The sequence below is a fragment of the Gordonia gummivorans genome (genome assembly GCF_022513585.1).
GTDB lineage: Bacteria > Actinomycetota > Actinomycetes > Mycobacteriales > Mycobacteriaceae > Gordonia.
Map to the genome: position 1 here is coordinate 1 of NZ_JAKWBF010000033.1, position 23,282 is coordinate 23,282.

The window sequence follows — 23,282 nt, forward strand, 5'->3', positions numbered from 1 at the left end:
CCGTAGCCGGCTGGGCTGGTGCGGGTTGGGGGTTGATGGGTTTGATGACCGCGTCGGGGCGCTGGGCGAGTTCGCGGGCATGCTCGGCCGAGATCACCCCGTACCCATTCATATGCGCCGGGGTGGTGTTCGACTCGTCGGTCAGCGTGGTTTCCTCACACACCACATGCAACACGATCCGCGCCTGGGCCGGCGGCAGGGTTCCGGGCTCAGGGATCTCGGCATCACACTCGGCACGCCCACACTGGCACTCAAACCGGGTGCCCGACAACAGGGCGAACGCCGCATCGGAGTTGCGGGCCCGTTTCCCCCGACCATCCTTCGAGCACACGGTGCTCGCCAACGCCTGGACCGCGGCGACCGCGATACGCGCGTTCTCCGCGGTCATCGACGCCGCCAGAGTGGCCATCCCATCGCCGAAGTCCTCGACCCACACCGCACGCTGCCCTTTGGCATGCTTACGGCGTTCCCGCACCGCTTCGGGGTCGTGGCGGAACACGATCCGGTCAGCCAGATCCCGGATCGCTTGGGGCGACCACCGGCCGCGGCGTTTACGAAGTTCCTTGGTGATCGCGGCATCCACCTCGCCAATGTGGTCACCATCCACCAGATCGGTGCGGCCGACGATCGCGACGGTCTGCGCCTTGGTGAGCACACCGTCACGCAAACAGGCCGACACCAGCGGCAGCCGATCCCGCAAAGCGAGCGCCTCGCCCAACAAACACTCGGCCGTCAACTGAGAGATCGCCAACGACGCCGCGATCCGCATCGCGCACTGCGCGCGTTGATCGATCCAGTCGGTGTCGTCATCCATCGTCGGCTCCACCAGCCGGGTATGTAGTTCGGCGGCAACCTGATACGAGCGCCACGCCAAGAACGACGTGCCGTGTGCGGCCTGCTCGAACGAAGCGACCAACTCGTTGATCGACACCGCCTCCTCGTCGTCGATCACCGCGAGATCAGGTAGACCCAACACGGCAGCGTCGATCTGCGGCCACTGCACCGTTGCTGCGGTGTCGGCCGACTCTTGATCCTCGGACGCCGATTCTTGATCCTCTGACAAAGCAGTCACCCCCTTCCCCGATTCACTGGATTCAGACTAGAACACGACACCGACAATTCCGTTCGGCCAGACTCTGATCGGTAGAGGTACATTCGAAATGGTCGACTGTGCAGCACGTTTCCGGATAAACGTCGTACATCTGAATCCCTCCCCCAATTGCTGAGTACAGGGTAGAACACAGCACCGACAATTCTGTTCGGCCGCGACTTGTTCGTTGACTGTGCACTCGAAATCGTCGACTGTGCGGCACTTCCCGACCGAACGTCGTACATCGAAATCCCTCCCCGACCGACTTAGTACAGGGTAGAAGAAGGCACCGACAAGAACGTCACGCGTCGAGTGACGTTGATACACAGCGCGTGTTGGACTTGGTAGGAGAGCTCGCGGCCCTTCGAGGCTCCTCGCTAGCGCTCGTCGCACCTCAGGGAGCGGTAGGAGCGTCGGCATAGCGCCTCGAGCACCTCAGGGAGCGGTAGGAGCGTCGGCATAGCGCCGCGAGCACCTCAGGGAGCGGTAGAAGGGTCGGCTAGCGCCTCGAGCACCTCGGGGAGCGGTAGAAGGGTCGGCTTGGCGCCTCGAGCACCGCAGGGAGCGGATGGAGAGACCAACCTGCGGGAATCTGTACGCATCAGCCGAGTGAAGTGGATAGTGCACTTACACAAGCTGACTCGTACAGATTCCCCACATGAACCGGTGTGGCTCACCAACGATCGCGGTCGAGGGGCTCCCCGGCTGCACCGGCATCGGCGGCGCAGCCGAAGCCGACCACCCAACGGCCGTCGGACAATTCGACCTGCCCGAGCATCATCGGCGAGGGAAGGTCGGCGAGGAATGAACCCAGCGCCGACGGTGACAGAGTCCAGATCTCACCCTGGATCGCACGTCCGTCGGACGGATCGCGGATCAGACCCGGCTTGGGTGGCGTGGTGGACAGGGCAACGAGACGGTACGACGGCGCGGTGGTCACCTCACCGACCCAGCGAGCGCCGCGGTCGGAGAGCTCGTGAGTCAGCGGACCGCCACTCATGTGCGCACCGAACACAGCAAGTTCGACGGTGGGGGCGACGGATTCGGGCCAGGAGGCGGCGGGCGATGCCGCGCCCAGACGCTGGGCCAGATCGACGAGCACCGCGTCCTCGTGTGCCTTCGCCAGCAGGGTGATGCCGAACTGCGCTTGACTGCCATCGGTTTCGTCGACGATGCCCGACGGGATGGCGAGGCCACACAGGTCGAAGAGGTTGCAGAAGTTGGTGTAGGTGCCCATCCGGGAATTGACGCCCACCGGGTCGGCATCAACGTCGGCGAGGGTCGGATGCATGGGTGCGGTCGGGACGATGAGCGCGGTAGCGTCGCCCCATTCGGTCATCGCCAACTCTCGCAGCTCGTCCAGCTTGCGGTGTGCGCGAAGCAGATCGACAGCCCCGAATCGATTCGCGGAACGGATGATTCCCGCAACGGTGGGGTCCAGATCCGAGCCGCCGCCGTCGATGTACTCGCCCACGGCGTCGTAGCGCTCCGCGACCAGCGCGTCGTCGTACAAGAGCTTGGCAGCGGCCAGGAATGGCGACAGGTCGATGGTCTTGATCACCAGGCCGGCAGACTCTGCGCGCGACACCGCGTCGGCGAAGGCAGCACGCCAGTTGTCATCCAACGACGGCAATTCGGCTGGCACAGCAACAACCGGGCGCTCCGGCGCGGCCAGAAGAGTCGGCGTACCGAACGGTCGCGGGCCACGCGCACCGGCCATCGCGGCCATCGCGGCGTCGGCGAGATCGAGGGTCGCGGCGAAGATCGTCACCGTGTCATAGCTGGCGCACGCCGGGACCACACCGTCGGTGGAGATCGCACCGACGGTCGGCTTGATCCCGACAATCCCCTGCAATCCCGCGGGAACCCGACCCGAACCTGCGGTGTCGGTACCGATCGCAATGTCAGCGAACCCGAGCGCGACAGCCACCGCAGAGCCGGAGCTCGAACCACCGGAGATACGGTCGGGACGACGCGAGTCACGTGCCGCGCCATAGGGACTGCGTGTTCCGACGAGGCCGGTGGCGAACTGGTCAAGGTTGGTCTTGCCGATCACCACCGCCCCCGCCGCCTTCAACGCAGCGACCGCGGGTGCGTCGACATCAGGTGTGTAGGCGTACCCGGGACACGCAGCCGTGGTGGGTAACCCGGCCACGTCGACATTGTCCTTGACCGCCAACACCATTCCGGCGAGCGGGCCGCCACCCGCGACGGACTGCGCGAAATCTGCGGAAACCTCATCGCGAGAACGCAACGTGATGAACACCTCGGGGCGATCGGCGGCAGCGATTCGGCCGAAGATGTCGTCGATCTTGCTCATGCCACTTTCCCTTTCGCAAACTCGCCCTGCAACGACCAGCGTTGACGCTCCTCGGCCCGCGCAACCTCCATTGTCTCCCGTTTTGCCGAGATGTCGACGGCCTGCGAATCGAGGAAACGCTGATGCTCGGCCAGCGAGAACACTCCGTCGGTGATCCGGGTGCTGTCGCCACGACCGGCGGCGACGTCGGCCCGCATGTCGATCAGCTCCTCGGCACTCACGGGATACCAGCGGATCTGGTCGAAGAAGCGCAGCAGCCACGGGTGCTCGGGGTCGAATCCCGGTGCAGGCAACGGATGCCGATGATTCCACACCTGCGTCGTGCGGCCGACGAACTGATATCCGCCGGGTCCCTCCATGCCGTAGATGCACAGATACGCGCCACCGATGCCGACGGCATTCTCCGGCGTCCACGTCCGGGCCGGGTTGTACTTGGTGGTCACGAGACGATGCCGAGGATCGAGCGGAACAGCAACCGGCGCACCGAGATACACGTCACCGAGGCCGAGCACCAGATAGCTGGCGTCGAAGACGGTCCGGTAGACGTCGTCGACCGAGTCGAGCCCGTTCATGCGACGGATGAACTCGATGTTCCACGGACACCACGGCGCATCCGACCGCACGCCCAGCATGTAGCGTTCGATGGCCTCGCGGGTGGCGGGATCGTCCCACGACAACGGCAGGTGCACAGTACGACTCGGCACGACGAGATCCTCAGCCGCCGGGAGCTGGCTTTCACACTCGGTGAGCCACTCCAGCATCGACGCCTGCGACCACACATCCGGGTCGGCCTTCACCTGCAACGACCGAATCCCCGGGGTGAGATCGATCAGACCCCTGGGCTTTTCGGCCGCGATACGCTCACTCAGCGCGTGCACCCGGGCACGCAGCGCGAGATCGAGCCGCATGTCGCCATATTCGACGAGGATGTTGTCGTCGCCGCTACGCCGATAGGTGACGGCCGTCGACCCGTCCGCGGTCGACGTGGTGCCCAGAATGCCGTTGTCCGTGTCGCCACCGGCCGACAGCACAGGCACGAACGACGCGCGACGCCCCAACCCCAACTCGGTGGCCGACGCCGTCGCATCGCTGCGGACCGCCACGAAACGCACCGTGTCGCCGGGCTTGAGCTGCCCCAGCTTCCACCGTTCCGCGCTGGTGACCGTCACCGGACACACGAACCCGCCGAGGCTCGGACCATCCGGCCCGAGAAGAATCGGAGTGTCACCCGTGAAGTCGAGCGCACCAACGGAGTACGCGTTGTCGTGGATGTTCGACGGATGCAGACCCGCCTCTCCCCCATCGGTCCGCGCCCACCGCGGCTTGGGGCCGACGAGCCGGACACCGGTGCGATCGGAGTTGAAGTGCACCTCGTAGTCGGTGGCGAACAGATCGTCGATGTCGTCGGGCGTGAAGAACTCCGGCGCCCCATGCGGGCCGACTGTCACACCGAGCTGCCACGCGTTGGTCATCGCGGGTTGCTCGTCGAAGAGGATGCGACGAGCCCTTCGAGGCTCGCAAGCTCGCACCTCAGGGATCGGGGACGGCTCGCACACCGGACTCGACAGCTCGTCACCATCGTTCAGGCGCCGACCGTCCTTGCCGCCGAACCGGCCCATCGTGAAGGTCGAGCGGCTACCCAGGTAGTCCTCGGCGTCGAGACCACCCGAGATCGCCACGTAGACGCGCATTCCCAGGTCGCCGACCGCTCCCACGTCGAGCGTCGACCCCGCGGCGATGCGCAGCGGAACCCACTGCGGCACAACCTTTCCGTCGACCCGAACGATCACCGGGGCACCCGTCACCGCGACCACCGCCGGCTCGTCGAACCGCAGCGCCGGCCCGGCCAGGGTGACCTCGAGACCGGCTGCGGTCTCGGCATTTCCGACCGCGACGTTGGCCAGCCGGAACGACAGATCGTCCATCGGGCCGGACGGCGGGACGCCGACCTTCCAGTACCCGACGCGGCCGGGCCAATCCTGGATGGTGGTCAGCGGACCCGCGCGTAAGACGGTGATTGCCATGGTGGAACAGAGCTCCTGTGGGAAACGAACGAGAAAGGTCAGGACGGCCGGGTCACGATGACGCGGACCGCGGTCGGGTCGAAACCGTTGCAGGGGTTGTTGATCTGCGGGCAGTTGGAGATCAGGACGAGCGTGTCGACGTCGGCACGCAACGCCAGACGCTTGCCCGGCGCCGACAAGCCGTCGACGATGCCGAGCGAACCGTCCGCATCGACCGGCACGTTCATGAAGAAGTTGATGTTGCCGACCATGTCGGCCTTCCCCAGCCCGTGCCGACTGCCCTCGATGAGGAAGTTCTCCACGCACGCATGCTGATGCTTGGTGTGGTGTCCGTAGCGCAGTGTGTTGGATTCCTGCGAGCAAGCGCCACCGACGGTGTCGTGATTGCCGACCTCGTCGGCGACGATGGTCATCAGCGGGTTGGCTTCCTGATCACGGATCACACTGCCCGTGGTCAGAAAGATGTTGCCCTGCACGGCGATCGTGGCCTGCGCCGAGTAGCGGATCGAGTGGTCGTGCGCGCCGAAGAACAGCGTGTCGACCGCCTGGTTGCCGTACAGATCGACGATGGTCAGCACATCGCCGGCAGCGACGACGCCGGACCAGGGCCCGCGGTCGCCGACCTCACCGTCGTAGACGACGGTGCCGGGCACCAGGGCAAGTTCCTCGGCAGGAGCAGAAGCGAAATCGGTGGTTGTAGTCATCGTGGTGTTGGTAGTCACAGTGCATTCCAGACATCTTCGGAGTTGGCCACGGCGCGTTGGTATTCGGGATCGGTGTTCTCGACGTCGGCGAGCAGAGACGTCAGGTCGTCGGGTGCCTTCCACGCCAACAGTTCGAGCGGTCCGGTGTCGAAGGTGGGCGACGGATCGAGCGGGTGTGCGGTGTTGACGATCGCCACCACACACGGGAGGTGCAGGATCAGGTCGACCGACTTGTCGAGCCCCGCCGAACCCTTCGACGTCAACGTTCCGTCGGCCTCGACCACGACACCGTGGAAGAACGACAGCGACGGCGCGACGTCGGTCGGCGTGAGCCCGTGCTTGGCCGCAGCCAGCGTGAACATCTCCCGGCCCGCCGGTGACGCGGAATGCACATGACCGTCACCGTATTTGGCGGTGTTGCCGACGAGGGTCGAGGTACCGCACAGCGCGTCGTGGTGAGCCGACTCGTCGGCGACGATCGTCGCCAGCGCACGCCCCTGATCGCTCAGCAGCGGATGCCCGGTCGACAGGTACGCCTGCCACGGCACCTTCACTGTGTCGGCGACGTTGAGGCGCTCCCACGGGGCGTCGGCGCGCCACAGCAGGATGTGCGCGCACGCAGATCCGGCGATGTCACGCAACCGGATTCGCGTGCCACGCGCCAGCACCTTGCTGGTGTAGCGACCGCCGGGAATGGTCTCGGCCCAGGTGAGGGTGGACGGGTCGACGTCGACGGGAGGGTTGGGCCACTTACTGGCCGGAACCACCGGCATCGAGTCGGTGATCGCACCGGCCTGCGACCGCGCATGCTCGCGGGCGCCGGCAGTGGTACCGGTATCGGTGATGGTGCTCATGGGTGTTACTCCTTGGGTGTAGCAGGTTTTCGAGTTGTGGGTCGCCGGCCCTTCGAGGCTCGTCGCTAGCGCTCCTCGCACCTCAGGGACCGGAGGGCGAGTGTCAGGCGCCGACGGTGACCGGCTTCGGGTGCTCTTTGCCGCGGGGGTAGCAGGCGATGCCGACCAGGACGGTCGCGACGATGCAGATGGGGCCGGCCCAGCGCAGGATGGGCATCTCACCGCTCGGGTCAAAGACCTCGGTGCGCGGCCAGGCCAGGTTGATCACCATCAGCGTCCCGTAGGCGACCGCCAGGATGTTGACGATGATGCCGAAGCGGCCGAGCCCGAACAGCTTCTTGCCTTCCGCGTCGACCGCGACACCGCCGTTGGGCCAGCCCTGGAAGCGGCGGTAGAGCATCGGCGCCGTGACCGCGAGGTAGGCCAGGTAGATCAGGATGATGCAGACGCTGGCGAGGGTCGCGAAGATCGCCGAGTTGCCGACGTTCACCAACAGGATGCCGATGCACAACAGACCGATCAGGATGGCCGGGAGGATCGGGGTGCCGGTGCGGCTGTTCACGTGAGACAGCTGCTTGGAGAACGGGAGTCGGCCGTCACGAGCCATCGAGAACATGAGGCGCGAGCACGCGGTCTGGATGGCCAGGGTGCAGATGAAGATCGCCACGGCGACGTCGCACAGCAGCACCTTGCCCCAGAAGTTGCCGAGCACCGAGTCGAGCACGTACGGCAGGCCGCCGGTCGCAAGCTCCTCACCCAGGGTCGGTGCCGCCATGAGGGCACCGAGCAGCATCAGTCCGCCGCCGATCGCGGAAACGGTCAGCGCCATCCGGATGGTGCGCGGGGCGACGCGACGCGGGTTCTTGGTCTCCTCGGCGAGCTCACCGGCCGAACCGAAACCGACCATGACGTAGGCGGCCATCAGACCGGACACGATGAAGGCCCAGATGTAGCCCGGCTGCGTTCCGGGAACTCCGGTGTCGAACACCACGCTCGGTCCGCGCTGAGCGTGGGTGAACAGTGCGAGGATCACGGCGACCACACCGACGAGCTCACAGGTGACGCCGATGTTGTTGACGCGGCTCATCCAGGTGACGCCGACGCAGTTGATGGCGGTGACGATGACCAGCAGGATCGAGCCGAGGAGCACCGCGTTCGCCGCACCGCTCGAGCTGGTGAGGTCGGGATCGTCGCCGATGATCTGGAAGCCCGACCACACCGTCGGCAGCACCACCTGCAGCGCGATCGCTGCCGCCGACGCGGTGACGATCTGGGCGATCATCATGAACCAGCCGCCGAACCAGCCGATCACCTCCCCGCCCATGCGTCGGGACCACTGATAGATGGCGCCGGAGATCGGGTAGCGGGCCGCGATCTCGGCGAAGCAGAGCGCGACGAGGAACTGGCCTGCGTAGACGATCGGCCAGGTCCAGAAGAAGGCCGGACCGCCGAAACCGAAGCCGAGGCCGAAGAGCTGGAAGATCGTGGTCAGGATGGACACGAACGAGAAGCCCGCGGCAAACGATGCGAACTTGCCGAGGGAGCGGTGTAGCTGCTGGTCGTAGCCGAATTCCGACAGGTCGTCGGCGTCCATGCCCGTGGTGGGAGACACGGGCTGCGACGTTACGCCGGTAGATGCGGTAGAGGTCATCGTGTGTGGTCTTTCTCTGCGGTTTCTCTCTGGGGGGAGCTCACCGTTGAGCGGTTTAACTGTCAGTTGATAGATAAGCGTGTCGCTATTTCTATCACATGACAGAAATGTTGCAAGCCGGGAAACTCGCGCAACGAATGCGTTACGCGCCGCAGGTCAGCGGGCCGGGTGGCCGCACGGGCTACACTCAAGGCTCGGAATCCACCCGAAATCCCCACTCAGATGCTCCGCCGCACAGAAGGGCCGGGACATGACCCCACGGTCGGCGTCGCGCCGCACGGTGGCCGGTCCGGGCCGACCCCGACTCGTCGAACCCAAACGCCGCGGCGAGACCGCTCGTGAGGAAATCCTCGACGCCGCAGCCGAACTCTTCACCAGCCGTGGATACACCGGCACGTCGACGCGCATGATCGCTGACGCCGTCGGCATCCGCCAGGCGTCGATGTACCACTATTTTGCCACCAAGGACGACATCCTCGCCGCGCTGCTCGAGACCACCGTCCTCACCCCGCTAGACCATGCGCGTCGGCTGCTCACCGAGGAACGGCCCGCGCTCGAACGACTCCTCGATCTCGCCCGCTACGACGTCACACAACTGGCGTCGTCACGCTGGAATCTCGGCGCGCTGTACCTCCTGCCCGAGGTCCGCGACGAGCGGTTCACCGAATTCCGGGCCGCCCGACGCGAACTCGCCGACATCTACGCCAGACTTGCGACCGAGGCGCTCGGCGCCGCGTCGGACAAGCGAAACCTGTTGCCGTTCAGGCTGGTCGAGTCCGTCATCATGATGCGGGGCGACGAAGCGCGCGGAGAGTTGGGCGAGCACACCGCCGCCGGCCTCGTCGACACCATCGTCGGCGCGATCAAGATGCTGCTGGAGCACGACCCGGCGCGTTGACCCCGGAAGCGGCCATCCGTTGCGCCGCCGTCCTCGATCCCGCCGCGATGGGCCGACGCCCGACCGCCTTGCTCAGACCCCACGGTGGCATCCCGCTGTTGATGGTCTCGTGCCGGTCGATCTCGTAGGTCTCGTGCCAGATGCCGACCGCGTTCTGGTCGGCGAAGTGCTTGTTGAACCACTGCCACGCCGGCCGATGTGGTGCCGCGGAGTCGGCGGCGAAGGCCTGGATGTCCGCGGCTGATCGCCAGTAGGTCACCACCAGCGGCGACGGAACGAGATACAGGTGATACGAGAGCAGCCCGGCCTCGCGATGGCGTTCGAGATGCTTGAGCATCCTCGGCATCGCGAAGAACGTGTAGGTCCACGCGCGGATGCGCCACGGTTTCGTCACTTTCATGCCGATGAGGAACAGCGTCGTGCCGTCGGGTGGCGTCAGGTTGGTCATTCTCGCGGCGTCGGGCTTGGACATGGCGAGCCTCCTGGTTTCAAAACGATGTTATGAAACAACGTTATGGAATAATCGGCCTCGTGGCAAGACCCAGAATTCATACGAATGACCTGCGCGACCAACTGCTCGACGAAGCCGTTGCGATCGTCGCGGCTCATGGCATCGGCGCGCTGTCGTTGCGGGACGTCGCGCGGGCCGCCGGCACGTCGACGACCGCGGTGTACTCCCTGTTCGGCAGTAAGGAAGCCCTGGCCAGAGCCGTTCAGGTGCGGGCACTGGAATCGTTCACGGCCGCCGAGCATGCAGTCGCGCAGGCCCCCGACGCCGCCGGCGACATCGCGAACCTGGGCACCGCCTACGTCGGCTGGGCACTGGCAAACCCGAAGCTCTACGCGTTGATGTTCGGCGACGCGCTGACCGGTATCGCGCCGACCGACGAGTCCACCGCGGCGGCCGAACGCGCGATCCAACCACTGCGCGACGGCGTCGCACGAGCCATCGAGTCCGGGGTGTTTCGGAAAGCCGACGTCGCGACCGTCGCCGCATCGCTGTGGGCGCAGGTGCACGGCATGGCACTGCTGCTCCTGTCCGGCCACTACCCCGCCGACGCCGATCCGGTCGTCGCGGGTGGGGCCATCGTCCAAGGTTGGCTGGCACAACCCGATTAGGCTGTCCCCCATGGCAGGCCGCAGCATGAGTTTCGACCCGATCGCACAGGCACAGGCGAACTGGACCCAGGCCGGGTGGGGCGACGTGGCCGACGGGATGGTCGCGGTCACGTCGGTGATGCGCGCCCACCAGATCCTGCTCGCCCGCGTGGAGGCATCGCTGCGCCCCTACGACCTCACCTTCTCGCGCTTCGAACTTCTTCGGCTGCTTGCTTTTTCACGCCAGGGAGCGTTGCCCATCACCAAGGCGTCAGACCGCCTGCAGGTGCACGTCACCAGCGTCACGCATGCGATCCGCCGGCTCGAGGAGAACGGACTCGTCCAGCGTGTCCCCCACCCCACCGACGGTCGCACCACCCTCGTCCAGATCACCGAACTCGGACGCTCGACGGTCGAGGACGCGACCAAGACCCTCAACGCCGAGGTGTTCGCCGACGTCGGCATGAGCGACGACGAGATCGGCGGACTGGTGTCGGCGATCCAGTCACTCCGACACCACAACGGGGATTTCTGAACAGGGGCGACTTCCCAGCCTGCTCCACTCGGATCGCCGGCCACCATAGAATCCCCGAGTATGACGATCGCCTACTGGATCGCGGCCGTACTCCTCGGTGCGTTCTTCGCCTATGCGGGCGCGCTCGAACTCCTGCGTACGCGGAAGCAACTCGGCCCGGGCGCTGTCCGAAGTGACACCGCCGGGCATCGGCATGCAGATATACGCATCTGAGGACTCAACGGTGTCATCTGGGACGGCCGTCGTGTGGTCATCGACATCGGCAGCACGATCCGCCTCAAAAAGAAAGTAGGGGAAGAAGATTCCGCCCCTACCCTTGGTGTCCTCCCCGAGAAATTTCTAGCGGAAGACCATGAACCCCGGGGAAGAAGTTCTTCCCCTAGATTTTGCGACCTGGCGATCAGGCATTTCCCCAGGTCAGCGCGGATCGAGCCCGAAGGGTAGGCCACGCTCGCGGACCCACGCGGTGTGCGCCTTGGCGAGATCGCTTGTTGGTTCGCCGATGCCGTCGAGCGCGTCGGACTGTTCGCGGGTGTCGAAGGTCGCGCCGAGTCCGCTGAGTACCGCGTTGACCCCGAGGCTGATCCGGGCGAGCATGACGTAGTCGCTGGGCACGCTCATGCGGCGGAAGGCCACGCTTGCCGGACCGTCGCCGATGAAGGATCGCAGCGCGTCGCCGCTGTCGTCGGCGACAAAGGAATGCGGCTGCTCGCCGAGCGATGCCCTACTCATCATCGCCCACCACTCGAAGACCTGGTCGGCGGTCAGATCGGCGTCGGTGTCGAGGAATCCATGCCGGTTCGCGAGGCGAAAGACCTCGTCGCGATCTCCCGCGAGAGTCGCCCGATACGTGTGCACGATGCCGGTCCGCACCCACTCGGGAAACTGTTTGACACAACCGAAGTCGACGAAGCCGACACTCCCGTCGTCGCCGAAGCGGTAGTTGCCCGGGTGTGGGTCCGCGTTGAACAGACTGCCGTGGCGGTAGGCGCCGAACGCGAAGTAGCCGATCACCTCGCCCCAGTGGTTGCGCAGGTCCTGATCGGCGGTGAGGGCCTCGGACCACCCGACGCCGTCGACGTAGCTCATCGTCAACACCCGGTTGGTCGAACGGTTCGCGACCACCTCGGGTATCCGGATGAACGGATGTCCGCGGTACAGGTCGGCAAACCGGCCGATGCTTCGCGCCTCATGCCGATAGTCGAGTTCCTCGGCGATGCGCTCGGACAGTTCGGCGGCGGCCGCGCGTTGATCGGTGCGAAATGCCCTGGGGGTCAGCGACATACTGAGTTTGAAGAAGGTCGCCAGCAGTTCGGTGTTGGCCAGGTCGTGACGAATCGCCTGCGCCACACCGGGATACTGCACCTTGACCGCCACCCGGCGCCCATCGGGCAGCCACGCCACATGCACCTGACCGATGGAGGCAGCCGCCATCGGCTCGGGCGAAAAGCCCGCGAACAACTTCTCGATCGGCTTCCCCAGTTCGGCTTCGACGATCTCGCGTGCGGTGTCGGCGTCCATCGGTGGCGCGTCGGCCTGCAGGCGACGCAACGCCTGCTGGTAGATCGCCAGCGGCCCGTCTGTGGGCCCTGAACCGTCGAAGGTCGACATGAGTTGCCCGGCCTTCATCAGGACACCTTTGGAATGCCCGAGCAGATCGGCATAGCGATCGGCGGTGCGACGATGGAAATCGTCCACGGCCCCTTCGTTTCCCGCCCGCTGGCGCAATCCGGCCACCACACGACCGCCCGCCGACCGGGCCGCGAATCCCACCACGGGAATGGTGCGACGCACACGGCCCGCGCGCACCTCGCCGAAGCGGTCGGGAGCCTGGGGCGCTTCGTCGGTCATGATCGGGATCCTTTCAGGAATCTCATCGGCAGGGAATGCAGCCCGCGGAGCAGGCGCGAGTCGCGCAGCACCGGCGGGCCGTCGAGCACTGGCTCACGACCGATCAGCATCCGCAGCGCCACAGTCACCTCCAGACGCGCCAGCGCCGCGCCGAGGCAACGATGGGGACCGTGTCCGAACGCCAGGTTCGGTTGTCTCCCATCGCGATCGAGACGGAACTGGTCGGGGTTGTCAAAGACATCCGGGTCGCGGTTGGCGGAACCGAGGACCACGATGGCCCGGTCACCGGCCCCGATGGTGTGCCCGCCCAACTGCTGCGTGAACGTCGCCACCCGGAAGACGGCCTGGGCGGGACCGTCGAGCCGCAGCATCTCGTCGAGCACGGCGGGGTCGTCGGCGTCGATCCGATCGATCGGTCGCCGACCGACCGGCCCGGTCAGCAGTCGGGCGATCCCGCCACCGAGCAGGTTCGCGGTGGTCTCGTGCCCGGCGACCGCCAGCAGGATCGCGTTCATCACCACCTCGTCCAGATCGAGACGCGGATCGGTCGCCAGCAGACTCAGCAGGTCGTCGCTCGGTTCGGTTCGACGCTGTGCGGCCAACGGCAGGAACTCGGCGACCAGCGCGGCGAGCGCACCGGCCGCTGCGGGGGCCGCCTCGGCATCGAGGATGCCGTCGAGCGCCGGGGCGATGGCGGCCGCCTCGGTCCACAGCGTCTGCGCCGCAGGCAGATCCAGACCCAGCCACTCGGCGATCACCGCAATCGGAAACGGCTGGGCGATCTCGGTCATGAAGTCGAAGGGGGTGCGCGTTCCGATCGGCGCGATGATGTCGTCGGCGATGGCCACGACGCCGTCGGAGAGCTGCGCGATGTACCGGGGCGTGAACACGTCGCGGACCGAATCACGTTGGCGCGCATGATCATCGCCGTCCAGAAGAAGCATCGTGCGGGAGAGCGGCGGCTCGGCGATGCCCAGGGCATCGAGTCCCTGACGATTCACCTCGGACGCCATCGGATCGCTCGTCCACCCGCGCCCGGTCAACACCGACCGCGCGGCCTCGTATCCGAGGATCAGCCACGCCCCCGACGCGTCGTCGTGGCCGACGGGTCCGTGCAGCGCGCGCAGACGTGCGTAGTCGGCCGGCGCCCGGTCCGATGACCAGGGAAGTTGAGCAGGCCCGAGTGCGGTACTCATTCCGGACTCCTTCCCAAGTGCTCACTTAGGTGGTTACACTTGGACAGACTAAGTGAGCACTTGGGAGGTGTCAATGGACGCTTTGTCGACGCGCGACCGATTGATCGACGAGGCAATGCGCCTCTTCGGCGAACAGGGTTACCGCGCAACGAGCGTCGCCCAGATCGAGGCAGCCGCCGGCCTCGCGCCGGGATCCGGCGGGCTCTACCACCACTTCCGATCCAAGGAGTTGCTGCTCGAAGCCGGGATCGATCGTCAACTCGACCGGATGAGCGCTCTCGCCGACATCCGGCAGATCTTCGAGGGACTGACCGACATGCGGTCCGAACTCACCGTCCTGTGCCGATACACGCTGAGCGTCATCGACGAAGAAGCCACCCTGCTACGCATCGTGTCCTCCGAATTGCGAGACCGCCCACGCAAACTCGCCGACGCCTTCGGATCACTGGTGGCCGACTCCTACACCGGCATGACCGCCTGGGTCGCGCGGGCCGCTCCGCACATCGACACGCAGGCCGCCGAGGCGATCGCCGCCGTTGCACTGGACGCCCTGTTCGCACACCGCACCATGCGGCAATTCCTTGGCGTCGAACCCCTCGCCATCGACGACGAACGATTCGTCGCCGAATGGGTCGCGATGGTCGCGGGGCGGATCGAGAGCGTCTGACGCGGGCTCGTCAGTGCAGGCTGTTGATGATGGCGCTGAAGTCCTGGTCGGCGTGCTGTTCGGCGAACGCGCGGTAGAGCTGCGCCGCGTGCGTGCCCAGCGGGGCGCGGGAACCGGTGCTGGCGACCGCGTCCATCGCCAGGCCGAGATCCTTGTTCATCAGCGCGGTCGCGAAACCCGGCTTGAAGTCGTTGTTCGCCGGTGACGTCGGCACCGGACCCGGGACCGGGCAGTTGGTCTGCACGGCCCAGCAGTTGCCCGTCGCACCGGTGATCACGTCGTACAGCGCCTGATCGGCGAGACCCAGCTTCTTGGCGAGCACGAAAGCCTCCCCCACCGCGATCTGCTGGACGGCGAGCACCATGTTGTTGCACACCTTGGCGGCCTGGCCGGCACCGGCCGTGCCGCAGTGAATGATCTTGCCCGCCATGGGTTCCAGCGTCGGGCGGGCCGCGGAGAACGACTCCTCCTCACCGCCGACCATGAACGCGAGCGTGCCGGCCGTCGCACCCTTGACACCACCCGAGACCGGGGCGTCGATCTGCGCGAACCCATGGTCGAGCGCCTGCGCGTGGATCTCCCGCGCGTCGTCGACCGAGATGGTGGAGCTGTCGATGAACAGCGCGCCGGTCGGCGTGGCCGGCAGGATATCGGAGTAGCACTTCTTCACGATGGCACCGCTGGGCAGCATGGTGATCACCACCTCCGCGGCGGCCACCGCCTCCACCGCCGACGGAAACGTGCCGATCCCGTTGGCTTCCGCGGTCTTGACCGCCTCCGGGACGGGATCGAACCCGTGCACGGTGTGGCCGGCCTTCACCAGGTTCGCGGCCATCGGGCCGCCCATGTTGCCCAGTCCCAGAAACGCGATCGTCGTCATTGTCGATTCTCCTGTTGATGTGTGGTTGTGGTTGACGCGCCCTTCGAGGCTCGTCGCTTGCGCTCCTCGCACCTCAGGGAGCGGATGGGGGCCACTTGGGTGGAGACTCTGGGGTCACGGAGCGGAGTGAAACCGCGACGCGATCGACCTGCCGAGAACCACCCGCATGATCTCGTTGGTGCCTTCCAGGATGCGATGAACGCGGAGATCCCGGACGATTTTCTCGATTCCGTACTCGGACAGATATCCGTAGCCGCCGTGAAGTTGCAGTGCCGCATCGGCGATGGTGAAGCAGGTGTCGGTGACATAGCGTTTGGCCATCGCACACTGCTCCACCTTGTCGGGGGCGTTGGCGTCGAGCGCCGACGCCGCATGCTCGAGCATCAGCCTGCTGGTCTGCAATCCGGTCGCCATGTCGGCCAGCGTGAAGCGAATGGTCGACTCGTCGAGCAGAGCCTTCCCGAACGCCTTGCGCGTGGCGACATAGGAGGCGGCCTTGTCGTAGGCGGCCTGGGCACCACCGAGCGACGACGCCGCGATGTTGAGCCGACCACCGTTGAGGCCGTTCATCGCGATGCCGAAACCGATGCCCTCGGTGGCGCCGAGCAGCCGGTCGGCCGGAACCCGCACCTCGTCGAGGATCACCTGCGCGGTGGGCTGCGCATGCCAGCCCATCTTGTGTTCCTGCGCACCGAAACTCAGTCCCGGCGTGTCCTTGTCGACGAGGAACGTCGAGATGCCCTTGGGTCCGGCGTCACCGGTGCGCGCCATGATCACGTACAGATCCGACGACCCGGCACCCGAGATGAACTGTTTGACACCGGTGAGCACGTACTCGTCACCGGATGCAATTGCCTTGGTGGACAACGCCGCCGCGTCCGAACCGGCGCCTGGTTCGGTGAGGCAGTAGCTGGCCACGGTCTCCATCGTCGCCAGCTTCGGCACCCACTCGGCGCGCTGCTCGTCGGTGCCGTAGTGATCGACCATCCACGTGCACATGTTGTGGATCGACAGGAACGCGGCCACCGCCGGGTCGGCGTAGGCGAGTTCGGCGAAGATCCGAACCCCGTCGAGACGACGCAGTCCACTGCCGCCGACGTCGTCGGAGCAGTAGATCGCGCCCATGCCCAATTCGGCCGCCTCGCGCAGTTCATCGAGCGGGAAATGATTGTTCGCATCCCATTCGAGCGCGAAGGGCGCGAGCTTCTTGGCCGCGAAACCGGCGGCGGTCTCGACGATCACACGATCGTCACTGTCGAGACCGGCGCCGGGACCGGCGTCGGTGAACAACGACATCTGCGGTCAGTCCATCGTCGGGATGACGAACTCGGCGCCATCCTTGATGCCCGACGGCCAGCGCGACGTGATGGTCTTGGTCTTGGTGTAGAACTGGATCGACGCCGGGCCGTGCTGGTTGAGGTCGCCGAAGCCGGAGCGCTTCCAGCCACCAAAGGTGTAGTACGCCACCGGAACCGGGATCGGCACGTTGACGCCGACCATGCCCACCTCGACACGAGCCGTGAAGTCACGGGCAGCGTCGCCGTCCTGGGTGAAGATCGCAACACCGTTGCCGTACTGGTGATCCGTCGCCAGCGCGAGTGCTTCCTCGTAGTCGTGGGCGCGCACGATCTGCAGCACCGGACCGAAGATCTCGTCCTCATAGGACGTCATGCCCTTGGTGACATGGTCGAACAGCGTGGGGCCGATGAAGAATCCGTTCGAGATGTCCTCGTCGCCGAAAGTCTGTTCGTCGCTGGTGCGTTCGCGGCCGTCGATGACGAGCTCGGCACCCTCTTCCACACCCTTGGCGATGTAACCCTTGACGCGCTCGAGCGCGGCCGCGGTGACCAGCGGACCGTAATCCGCCTTGGGGTCGAGGCTGTGGCCGACGCGCAGCGCGTTGACCTTGTCGATCAGCTTGGCGCGCAACCGGTCCGCGGTCTGCTCGCCCACCGGAACGGCGACGCTGATGGCCATGCAACGCTCGCCGGCGCTGCCGTAGCCGGCACCGATGAGGGCATCGACGGCCTGGTCGAGATTGGCGTCGGGCATGATGATCATGTGGTTCTTGGCACCGCCGAAGCACTGTGAGCGCTTGCCGTGGGCGGCCGACGTCTCGTAGATGTACTGCGCGATGTCGGAGCTGCCGACGAAGCCGAGTGCCTTGACGTCGGGGTGGGTCAGCAGCGCGTCGACCGCCTCCTTGTCGCCGTGGACAACCTGGAAGACACCGTCGGGAAGCCCTGCCTCGGTGAACAATTCGGCCAGCCGGACCGGGACCGACGGGTCGCGCTCGCTCGGCTTGAGGATGAAGGCGTTGCCGCAGGCGAGCGCGGGTCCGGCCTTCCACAGCGGGATCATCGCGGGGAAGTTGAACGGCGTGATGCCGGCGACGACGCCGAGAGGCTGGCGCACCGAGTGAACGTCGATACCCGAACCGGCGCCCTCGGTGAACTCACCCTTGATCAGATGCGGGATGCCGATGGCGAACTCGATCACCTCGATGCCGCGCTGGATGTCGCCGCGCGCGTCGGCGTGGGTCTTGCCGTGTTCGAGCGAGAGCGTGGTGGCCAGGTCGTCGGCGTTCTGGTTGACCAGGTCGACGAAGCGCATCAGCACGCGGGCGCGGCGCTGCGGGTTCCAGGCGGCCCACTCCTTCTGCGCGGCCTTCGCGGTCTCGACCGCGGCGGCCACCTGCTCGGTGCTCGCCAGCGGGACCTGCGCGGCAACCGCTCCGGTGCTGGGGTTGAACACGTCGGCAAAGCGGCCGGCACCGGCGTCGGCGGTCACCCGCTTGCCGTCGAGGTAGTGCGGAATCGAAGTGGTGGCAGTCACGGCGAGGATCACCTGAATTTCGGATCGGGGAAGTCTTGACGCCCCCAATAGTAGGACATCCAAGTAAATTCGCAAGGACTTTCTCCTCTGGCGCAGATTTCGGCGATGAGGGATCGTTAGGGTACCCTCGCTCGTGACCTCGGCCTTTTGGGTCGAGAACCGGGCCTCACCATGCTCTTCTCGAAAGGAGCCCACCTTGTCGGTCGTCATCCTGTACGGAACGGAAACGGGAAACTCCGAGCTCGTCGCTGATGCGATCGCCGATGTGCTCGCCACCGACCACGACGCGTCGGTCTACGACATGAGCGACTACGCCGTCGAAGATCTCGATCCGGCCGATTTCGTCGTCATCGTCTGCGCCACCTACGGCGAAGGCGAACTGCCGACCGGCGCCGAGCCGTTTGCCGAGGAACTCGACAGCGTGGACCCCGACCTCACCGACCTGCGCTTCGCGGTCTTCGGCCTCGGCGACACCATCTACGGCGAGACCTTCAACCGTGGCGGCGAGATCATCGCCGAGATGCTGACCAAGCGCGGCGCGATCCAGGTGGGCGAGCACTCGCGCCACGACAACTCGTCCGCGATCAAGCCCACCAAGCAGGCCGAGGAATGGGCGGCGACCATCTCGCCGATCATCGACCCGGTCACTGCGGTTTAAGCAGCCGAACGTTCGTCGGTCGCCGAGGGTGCCTCGGCGGCCTCGACCGCCTCTTCCCAACCTCGCACCGCAGACAGTTTCGCCAGTTCGATGACCGCGCGGACCATGACCGCCAGGATGATGCCGAGGAACAGTGCCGTCGGCACCGACACCTTGAGGTTCTCGCCGAGCAGTAGTACGCCGAGGACCATCGCGACTGCCGGTTCCATCACCGTCATCGATGGGAACGACGTCTGCAGGTCGCCCGCGCCGAACCCCTTCTGCTGGGCGATCACGGCGCAGATCACCACCGTGCCGAACAGATAGATCTCGGGCTGGGTGAAAGTCCGCGGCAGATCGTGGGTGATCTGGTAGACGACGGCCTTGATGAGCAGTGCCGACACCCCGAAGAGCGTTCCGGCCACCAGACCGTAGAACAGCGCCTTGTAGTGCGGGCTCGACCGTTCGGCACACCACACACAGCTGAACACCACGGCCACCACTGCGCCGACCGTCGCCCACATGACGATCTCGTCGGGGCGTCGCATCGACGGTTCGGGACGCGCGACCGCCAGGAAGGTCGCCACGCAGGCGACCAGAACGCCACCCCACGCCCACTCGACCCGATGGGGATGACGGTGATCGGCCCAGGCCTCGAACGGCAGCGCGAACAGCACCGCGAGCACCACCAGCGGCTGCACCAGCAGGATCGACCCCAAACCCAGGGCCGACGCCTGCAAAATGAAGCCGCAGAGCGCGATTCCCGCGCCAGCCCACCAGCCTGCGGTGATCGCGCCACTGGCCCGCGACGCGCGTTGCCGCAACACTGTGCCACCAGCGATCAGCAGCGCCGCGAACACGGCGAGCAGAGCGGGGACCCAGGTATGCACGCCCACAAGGCTAGGGCATCGAGGATGCGGCTCGCACCCGCCGGACAGGCCCGCAAGGCAGTGTCGGTGCCTCCGGATGGCCTCGCCGACACGTACATTTCAACCATGCGGTACCGGCCTGATCTGGAGCGACTCGCGACCCTTGACGCGACCCACCCCCGGACCCTCGTCCTGATGCGGCATGGGAAATCGGGCTATCCACCCGGTGTCGGCGACCACGGCCGGCCGCTCGCCGATCGTGGCCGACGCGAGGCCGCGCTCGCCGGACGCTGGATGGCCGACGAAGGACTCGTCGTCGACGCCGTGTTGTGTTCGTCGTCCACCCGAACCCGCGAGACGCTCGAACGGACCGGCATCACCGCACCGACCACGTACCTCGACGACATCTACGGCGGATCGCCCTTCGACGTCCTCGAGGCGATCCGGGTCTTCGCGCCCGCGGACGCACGCACGTTGCTCGTCGTCGGACATGAGCCCGGGATGCCCACGACGGCGCTCACCCTCGACCCCGACGCTGACATCGAGCGCTTCCCCACCTCCGCGTATGCCGTCGTCACCGTCGGCGATCCGTGGTCGGAGTTGGGGAACGCGGCGGTCGCCGACGCGCACCTGGTGGGCGTGCGCATCCCACGGGACTGACGGACGTCCGGCGTCGTTCTTCACCAGCTCGTGCGGCCGGGCTGACGCCACCACCGCTCCCTGAGGTGCGAGCTTGCGAGCCTCGAAGGGCGTGGTGAGACAACAACGTTCGTCTCACCAGGCCTTCGAGGCTCGTCGCTAGCGCTCCTCACACCTCAGGCAGCGGGAGGGGACAGCTCAGCGGGAGGAACCGCACGGCCGGCGGGAGGGTTCAGGGTGAGCGGGAGGAACCGCACTCGCGGCGGAGGGGACAGCTCAGCGGGAAGGGCCGCACGGCCGGCGGGAGGGTTCAGGGTGAGCGGGAGGAACCGCACTCGCGGCGGAGGGGACAGCTCAGCGGGAAGGGCCGCACGGCCGGCGGGAGGGGTTCAGGGTGAGCGACCCGACATTGAGCGCTTCGGCAACCGTGGGTTACGATCGGTCAGCAATTGAGGTTTTGTTCAATCCGTAAATCCATGGAGCCACCATGCCGCACACCTCCCACGACGACGACCGCCCGCTCTACGAGATCAAGGCGAACCTGTTCAAGGCACTCGCCCATCCCGCGCGCATCCGGGTGCTGGAGGTGCTGAGCGCCAACGGAGAACCGACACCGGTGAGTGAATTGCTGACGATCACCGAGATCGAGCCGACGCTGCTGTCCCAACACCTCGCCGTCCTGAAGCGCCATCAGGTGGTCCGCAGCGAACGCAAGGGCAACGCCGTCTTCTACGAACTCGCCCACCCGAAGATCTCCGAACTGCTGGTCATCGCCCGCACGTTCCTCGCGGACACCCTCGGAGCCCGCCGGGATCAGCTGCGCGCGCTGTCATCGCTGCCGCCGGTGGTGAAGAAGTGACCTTCTCGACCGCGGTCCGCCACGCACGCGTGCGCGTCACCCGACTACTGCCTGAACGCGCCGACTACGCCGACCTGCGCTCGTCGTGGAAGACCGACGTCCTCGCGGGCATCACGGTCGGCGTGGTCGCGCTTCCGCTGGCGCTCGCGTTCGGCATCAGCTCCGGCGTCGGCGCCGCCGCCGGGCTCATCACCGCCGTCGTCGCCGGTCTCATAGCGGCGATCTTCGGCGGCTCGCACGTGCAGGTGTCGGGTCCGACCGGTGCGATGGCGGTGATCCTCGCGCCCATCGTCGCCGAACACGGACTCGGCAGCGTCGCGCTCGTCACGGTGCTGGCCGGGCTGATCGTGCTGGTGGCGGGGGTCGTCGGGCTCGGTCGCGCGGTCACCTTCATCCCCTGGCCGGTGATCGAGGGATTCACCCTGGGCATCGCGGTCATCATCTTCTTGCAGCAGGTTCCCGCGGCCTTCGGCACCACCGCGCCGGCGGGTCAACGCACCCTCCCCGCAGCACTGGACGTGGTGATCCATGCGGACTGGACGGTCGCGGTCAAGACGCTCGGAGTGGTCGCGCTGGTCGCGGTCCTGATGGTCGGACTCCCCCGCATCCACCGCGGAATCCCCGAGTCGCTCACCGCAGTGGTGGTCGCGACCATCGCGGTGATCGTGCTGCACGTCGACGTCGCGCGGATCGGCGAACTGCCGTCGCATCTGCCCGCACCGGTCCTGCCCGACGTGGACCCTGCCGCACTCAAACCCCTGTTCGGCGCCGCGCTGGCCATCGCGGCTCTCGCAGCGATCGAATCGTTGCTGTCGGCGCGCGTCGCTGCGACGATGTCGCCGACCGGACCCTACGATCCCGACCGCGAACTGACCGGTCAGGGACTCGCGTCCGTCGCGTCCGGCCTGTTCGGTGGCATGCCCGCGACCGGTGCGATCGCGCGGACCGCCGTCAACGTCCGATCGGGTGCTCGCACGCGGGTGTCGGCGATAGTGCACGCTCTGTTCCTGCTCGGCGTCGTCTACCTCGCGACCGGGCCGGTGTCCGAGATCCCACTCGCCGCGCTGTCCGGTGTTCTCATGGTCACGTGCTTCCGGATGATCTCGGCGACCACCGTGCGCAAGATCCTGCGTTCCACACGATCCGACGCGATCATCTTCGTCGTCACCGCCGTCATCACCGTGTGCTTCGACCTCATCGAGGCCGTCCAGATCGGCATCGTGGTGGCCGCGTTCTTCGCGTTGCGGCAAGTGGCCAAGCGGTCGAGCGTCACCCGCGAGGAGTTGCCCGGCCCAGAGCACGACGGCGACGACCAGATCGCCCTCCTGCGGCTCGACGGCGCGATGTTCTTCGGTGCGGCCGAACGCATTTCGTCGACCATCGCCGAGGGCGCCGGCCCGGCCGGGGTGACGGTCGTGATCATCCGGATGTCGCATCTGGGCATGCTCGACGCCACCGGCGCGCACACCCTCGCCGAGATCGTCGCCGACCTCGAGGCACGCGGGATCACCGTGATCATCAAGGGAGTTCAGCCCGAACATCGTCGGCTGCTGGACGGGGTCGGGGTGTTCGACTCACTGCGCCACGAGAATCACCTGATGGACACGCTCGACGACGCGATCGAGCACGCGCGCGATCATGTCGCGCGGGTCGAACACTAGCGCTGCACCCCCGG

The 23,282-nt window shown here is 66.5% G+C and carries 22 protein-coding genes; 9 read left to right on the top strand and 13 right to left on the bottom strand.

Features of this window, described 5'->3' with window-relative positions; genetic code table 11:
• From MKW15_RS20035 to MKW15_RS20060, 6 genes are all read right to left on the bottom strand, one after another.
• On the bottom strand, positions 1-1,072 hold a 1,072-nt coding region (locus MKW15_RS20035), incomplete at its 3' end, for a DUF222 domain-containing protein (protein ID WP_240861269.1).
• Positions 1,073-1,763: 691 nt separating this feature from the next.
• A complete protein-coding gene (gene atzF / locus MKW15_RS20040) occupies positions 1,764-3,410 on the bottom strand; it encodes an allophanate hydrolase (protein ID WP_240861272.1) in 1,647 nt (548 codons plus the stop codon).
• Positions 3,407-5,434 (bottom strand): 5-oxoprolinase/urea amidolyase family protein, encoded by a 2,028-nt coding sequence (locus MKW15_RS20045; protein ID WP_240861276.1) that lies wholly within the window; start codon positions 5,432-5,434, stop codon positions 3,407-3,409. Before MKW15_RS20045 ends, atzF begins: the two co-directional genes overlap by 4 nt.
• A gap of 38 nt (positions 5,435-5,472) precedes the next feature.
• Entirely contained in the window at positions 5,473-6,138 is a 666-nt protein-coding gene (locus tag MKW15_RS20050) for an urea amidolyase associated protein UAAP2 (RefSeq protein WP_240861278.1), read from the bottom strand.
• Positions 6,139-6,152: 14 nt separating this feature from the next.
• A complete protein-coding gene (locus MKW15_RS20055) occupies positions 6,153-6,992 on the bottom strand; it encodes an urea amidolyase associated protein UAAP1 (RefSeq protein ID WP_240861279.1) in 840 nt (279 codons plus the stop codon).
• A gap of 103 nt (positions 6,993-7,095) precedes the next feature.
• Positions 7,096-8,643 (bottom strand): amino acid permease, encoded by a 1,548-nt coding sequence (locus MKW15_RS20060; protein ID WP_240861281.1) that lies wholly within the window; start codon positions 8,641-8,643, stop codon positions 7,096-7,098.
• A 250-nt stretch (positions 8,644-8,893) separates the two neighbouring features.
• Between MKW15_RS20060 and MKW15_RS20065 the strand changes: the two genes are divergently transcribed.
• Positions 8,894-9,541, top strand: coding sequence for a TetR/AcrR family transcriptional regulator (locus MKW15_RS20065; RefSeq protein WP_240861283.1), 648 nt, complete (start codon positions 8,894-8,896; stop codon positions 9,539-9,541).
• Here MKW15_RS20065 and MKW15_RS20070 read toward each other — a convergent pair.
• A complete protein-coding gene (locus MKW15_RS20070; protein ID WP_240861284.1) occupies positions 9,507-10,013 on the bottom strand; it encodes a DUF4188 domain-containing protein in 507 nt (168 codons plus the stop codon). The genes MKW15_RS20065 and MKW15_RS20070 overlap by 35 nt on opposite strands.
• A 50-nt stretch (positions 10,014-10,063) precedes the next feature.
• Between MKW15_RS20070 and MKW15_RS20075 the strand changes: the two genes are divergently transcribed.
• From MKW15_RS20075 to MKW15_RS20085, 3 genes are read left to right on the top strand one after another with little or no spacing between them, the layout of a single operon-like run.
• Positions 10,064-10,660, top strand: coding sequence for a TetR/AcrR family transcriptional regulator (locus tag MKW15_RS20075; RefSeq protein WP_240861402.1), 597 nt, complete (start codon positions 10,064-10,066; stop codon positions 10,658-10,660).
• A 10-nt stretch (positions 10,661-10,670) separates the two neighbouring features.
• On the top strand, positions 10,671-11,174 hold the full coding sequence (locus tag MKW15_RS20080; protein WP_240861286.1) for a MarR family transcriptional regulator: 504 nt from the start codon (positions 10,671-10,673) through the stop codon (positions 11,172-11,174).
• Between the two features lie 60 nt (positions 11,175-11,234).
• Positions 11,235-11,387, top strand: coding sequence for a hypothetical protein (locus MKW15_RS20085; RefSeq protein ID WP_240861288.1), 153 nt, complete (start codon positions 11,235-11,237; stop codon positions 11,385-11,387).
• 204 nt (positions 11,388-11,591) lie between these two features.
• Here MKW15_RS20085 and MKW15_RS20090 read toward each other — a convergent pair whose 3' ends face one another.
• Together MKW15_RS20090 and MKW15_RS20095 are read right to left on the bottom strand one after the other, a co-directional pair.
• Positions 11,592-13,025 (bottom strand): ABC1 kinase family protein, encoded by a 1,434-nt coding sequence (locus MKW15_RS20090; protein WP_240861290.1) that lies wholly within the window; start codon positions 13,023-13,025, stop codon positions 11,592-11,594.
• Positions 13,022-14,221, bottom strand: a complete 1,200-nt coding sequence (locus tag MKW15_RS20095; RefSeq protein ID WP_240861291.1) for a cytochrome P450 — start codon at positions 14,219-14,221, stop codon at positions 13,022-13,024. The genes MKW15_RS20090 and MKW15_RS20095 overlap by 4 nt, the downstream gene beginning before the upstream one ends.
• Before the next feature lie 73 nt (positions 14,222-14,294).
• Between MKW15_RS20095 and MKW15_RS20100 the strand changes: the two genes are divergently transcribed.
• A complete protein-coding gene (locus MKW15_RS20100) occupies positions 14,295-14,888 on the top strand; it encodes a TetR/AcrR family transcriptional regulator (protein ID WP_240861293.1) in 594 nt (197 codons plus the stop codon).
• Between the two features lie 10 nt (positions 14,889-14,898).
• On the opposite strand, the gene mmsB is transcribed toward MKW15_RS20100, so the two are convergent.
• The 3 genes from mmsB to MKW15_RS20115 form a co-directional block, all read right to left on the bottom strand.
• Entirely contained in the window at positions 14,899-15,768 is an 870-nt protein-coding gene (gene mmsB / locus MKW15_RS20105; RefSeq protein WP_240861296.1) for a 3-hydroxyisobutyrate dehydrogenase, read from the bottom strand.
• 114 nt (positions 15,769-15,882) lie between these two features.
• Positions 15,883-17,064, bottom strand: a complete 1,182-nt coding sequence (locus MKW15_RS20110) for an acyl-CoA dehydrogenase family protein (RefSeq protein WP_240861299.1) — start codon at positions 17,062-17,064, stop codon at positions 15,883-15,885.
• Positions 17,065-17,070: 6 nt separating this feature from the next.
• A complete protein-coding gene (locus tag MKW15_RS20115) occupies positions 17,071-18,603 on the bottom strand; it encodes a CoA-acylating methylmalonate-semialdehyde dehydrogenase (protein ID WP_240861303.1) in 1,533 nt (510 codons plus the stop codon).
• A gap of 196 nt (positions 18,604-18,799) precedes the next feature.
• On the opposite strand from MKW15_RS20115, the gene MKW15_RS20120 reads away from it, so the two are divergent.
• Positions 18,800-19,261: a flavodoxin domain-containing protein gene (locus tag MKW15_RS20120; protein WP_240861305.1), complete on the top strand. Its 462-nt coding sequence runs from the start codon at positions 18,800-18,802 to the stop codon at positions 19,259-19,261.
• Here MKW15_RS20120 and MKW15_RS20125 read toward each other — a convergent pair.
• The gene (locus MKW15_RS20125; protein WP_374247580.1) at positions 19,258-20,136 is read right to left on the bottom strand and encodes a DMT family transporter; all 879 of its coding nucleotides are present in this window, start codon (positions 20,134-20,136) and stop codon (positions 19,258-19,260) included. The genes MKW15_RS20120 and MKW15_RS20125 overlap by 4 nt on opposite strands.
• Positions 20,137-20,235: 99 nt before the next feature.
• On the opposite strand from MKW15_RS20125, the gene MKW15_RS20130 reads away from it, so the two are divergent.
• The 3 genes from MKW15_RS20130 to MKW15_RS20140 all read left to right on the top strand — a co-directional run bounded on the left by MKW15_RS20130 (position 20,236) and on the right by MKW15_RS20140 (position 23,268).
• The gene (locus MKW15_RS20130; protein WP_240861310.1) at positions 20,236-20,769 is read left to right on the top strand and encodes a SixA phosphatase family protein; all 534 of its coding nucleotides are present in this window, start codon (positions 20,236-20,238) and stop codon (positions 20,767-20,769) included.
• A 466-nt stretch (positions 20,770-21,235) separates the two neighbouring features.
• Positions 21,236-21,607, top strand: coding sequence for an ArsR/SmtB family transcription factor (locus tag MKW15_RS20135; RefSeq protein ID WP_240861311.1), 372 nt, complete (start codon positions 21,236-21,238; stop codon positions 21,605-21,607).
• Entirely contained in the window at positions 21,604-23,268 is a 1,665-nt protein-coding gene (locus MKW15_RS20140) for a SulP family inorganic anion transporter (protein ID WP_240861313.1), read from the top strand. The genes MKW15_RS20135 and MKW15_RS20140 overlap by 4 nt, the downstream gene beginning before the upstream one ends.
• Positions 23,269-23,282: the final 14 nt, after the last annotated feature.

What these genes read in the sequence shown, in the direction of transcription:
- atzF (WP_240861272.1), bottom strand. Translation starts at nt 3,410, where the DNA reads ATGAGCAAGATCGACGACATCTTCGGCCGAATCGCTGCCGCCGATCGC.
- MKW15_RS20045 (WP_240861276.1), bottom strand. Translation starts at nt 5,434, where the DNA reads ATGGCAATCACCGTCTTACGCGCGGGTCCGCTGACCACCATCCAGGAT.
- MKW15_RS20050 (WP_240861278.1), bottom strand. Translation starts at nt 6,138, where the DNA reads ATGACTACAACCACCGATTTCGCTTCTGCTCCTGCCGAGGAACTTGCC.
- MKW15_RS20055 (WP_240861279.1), bottom strand. Translation starts at nt 6,992, where the DNA reads ATGAGCACCATCACCGATACCGGTACCACTGCCGGCGCCCGCGAGCAT.
- MKW15_RS20060 (WP_240861281.1), bottom strand. Translation starts at nt 8,643, where the DNA reads ATGACCTCTACCGCATCTACCGGCGTAACGTCGCAGCCCGTGTCTCCC.
- MKW15_RS20065 (WP_240861283.1), top strand. Translation starts at nt 8,894, where the DNA reads ATGACCCCACGGTCGGCGTCGCGCCGCACGGTGGCCGGTCCGGGCCGA.
- MKW15_RS20070 (WP_240861284.1), bottom strand. Translation starts at nt 10,013, where the DNA reads ATGTCCAAGCCCGACGCCGCGAGAATGACCAACCTGACGCCACCCGAC.
- MKW15_RS20080 (WP_240861286.1), top strand. Translation starts at nt 10,671, where the DNA reads ATGGCAGGCCGCAGCATGAGTTTCGACCCGATCGCACAGGCACAGGCG.
- MKW15_RS20085 (WP_240861288.1), top strand. Translation starts at nt 11,235, where the DNA reads ATGACGATCGCCTACTGGATCGCGGCCGTACTCCTCGGTGCGTTCTTC.
- MKW15_RS20090 (WP_240861290.1), bottom strand. Translation starts at nt 13,025, where the DNA reads ATGACCGACGAAGCGCCCCAGGCTCCCGACCGCTTCGGCGAGGTGCGC.
- MKW15_RS20095 (WP_240861291.1), bottom strand. Translation starts at nt 14,221, where the DNA reads ATGAGTACCGCACTCGGGCCTGCTCAACTTCCCTGGTCATCGGACCGG.
- MKW15_RS20100 (WP_240861293.1), top strand. Translation starts at nt 14,295, where the DNA reads ATGGACGCTTTGTCGACGCGCGACCGATTGATCGACGAGGCAATGCGC.
- mmsB (WP_240861296.1), bottom strand. Translation starts at nt 15,768, where the DNA reads ATGACGACGATCGCGTTTCTGGGACTGGGCAACATGGGCGGCCCGATG.
- MKW15_RS20110 (WP_240861299.1), bottom strand. Translation starts at nt 17,064, where the DNA reads ATGTCGTTGTTCACCGACGCCGGTCCCGGCGCCGGTCTCGACAGTGAC.
- MKW15_RS20130 (WP_240861310.1), top strand. Translation starts at nt 20,236, where the DNA reads ATGCGGTACCGGCCTGATCTGGAGCGACTCGCGACCCTTGACGCGACC.
- MKW15_RS20135 (WP_240861311.1), top strand. Translation starts at nt 21,236, where the DNA reads ATGCCGCACACCTCCCACGACGACGACCGCCCGCTCTACGAGATCAAG.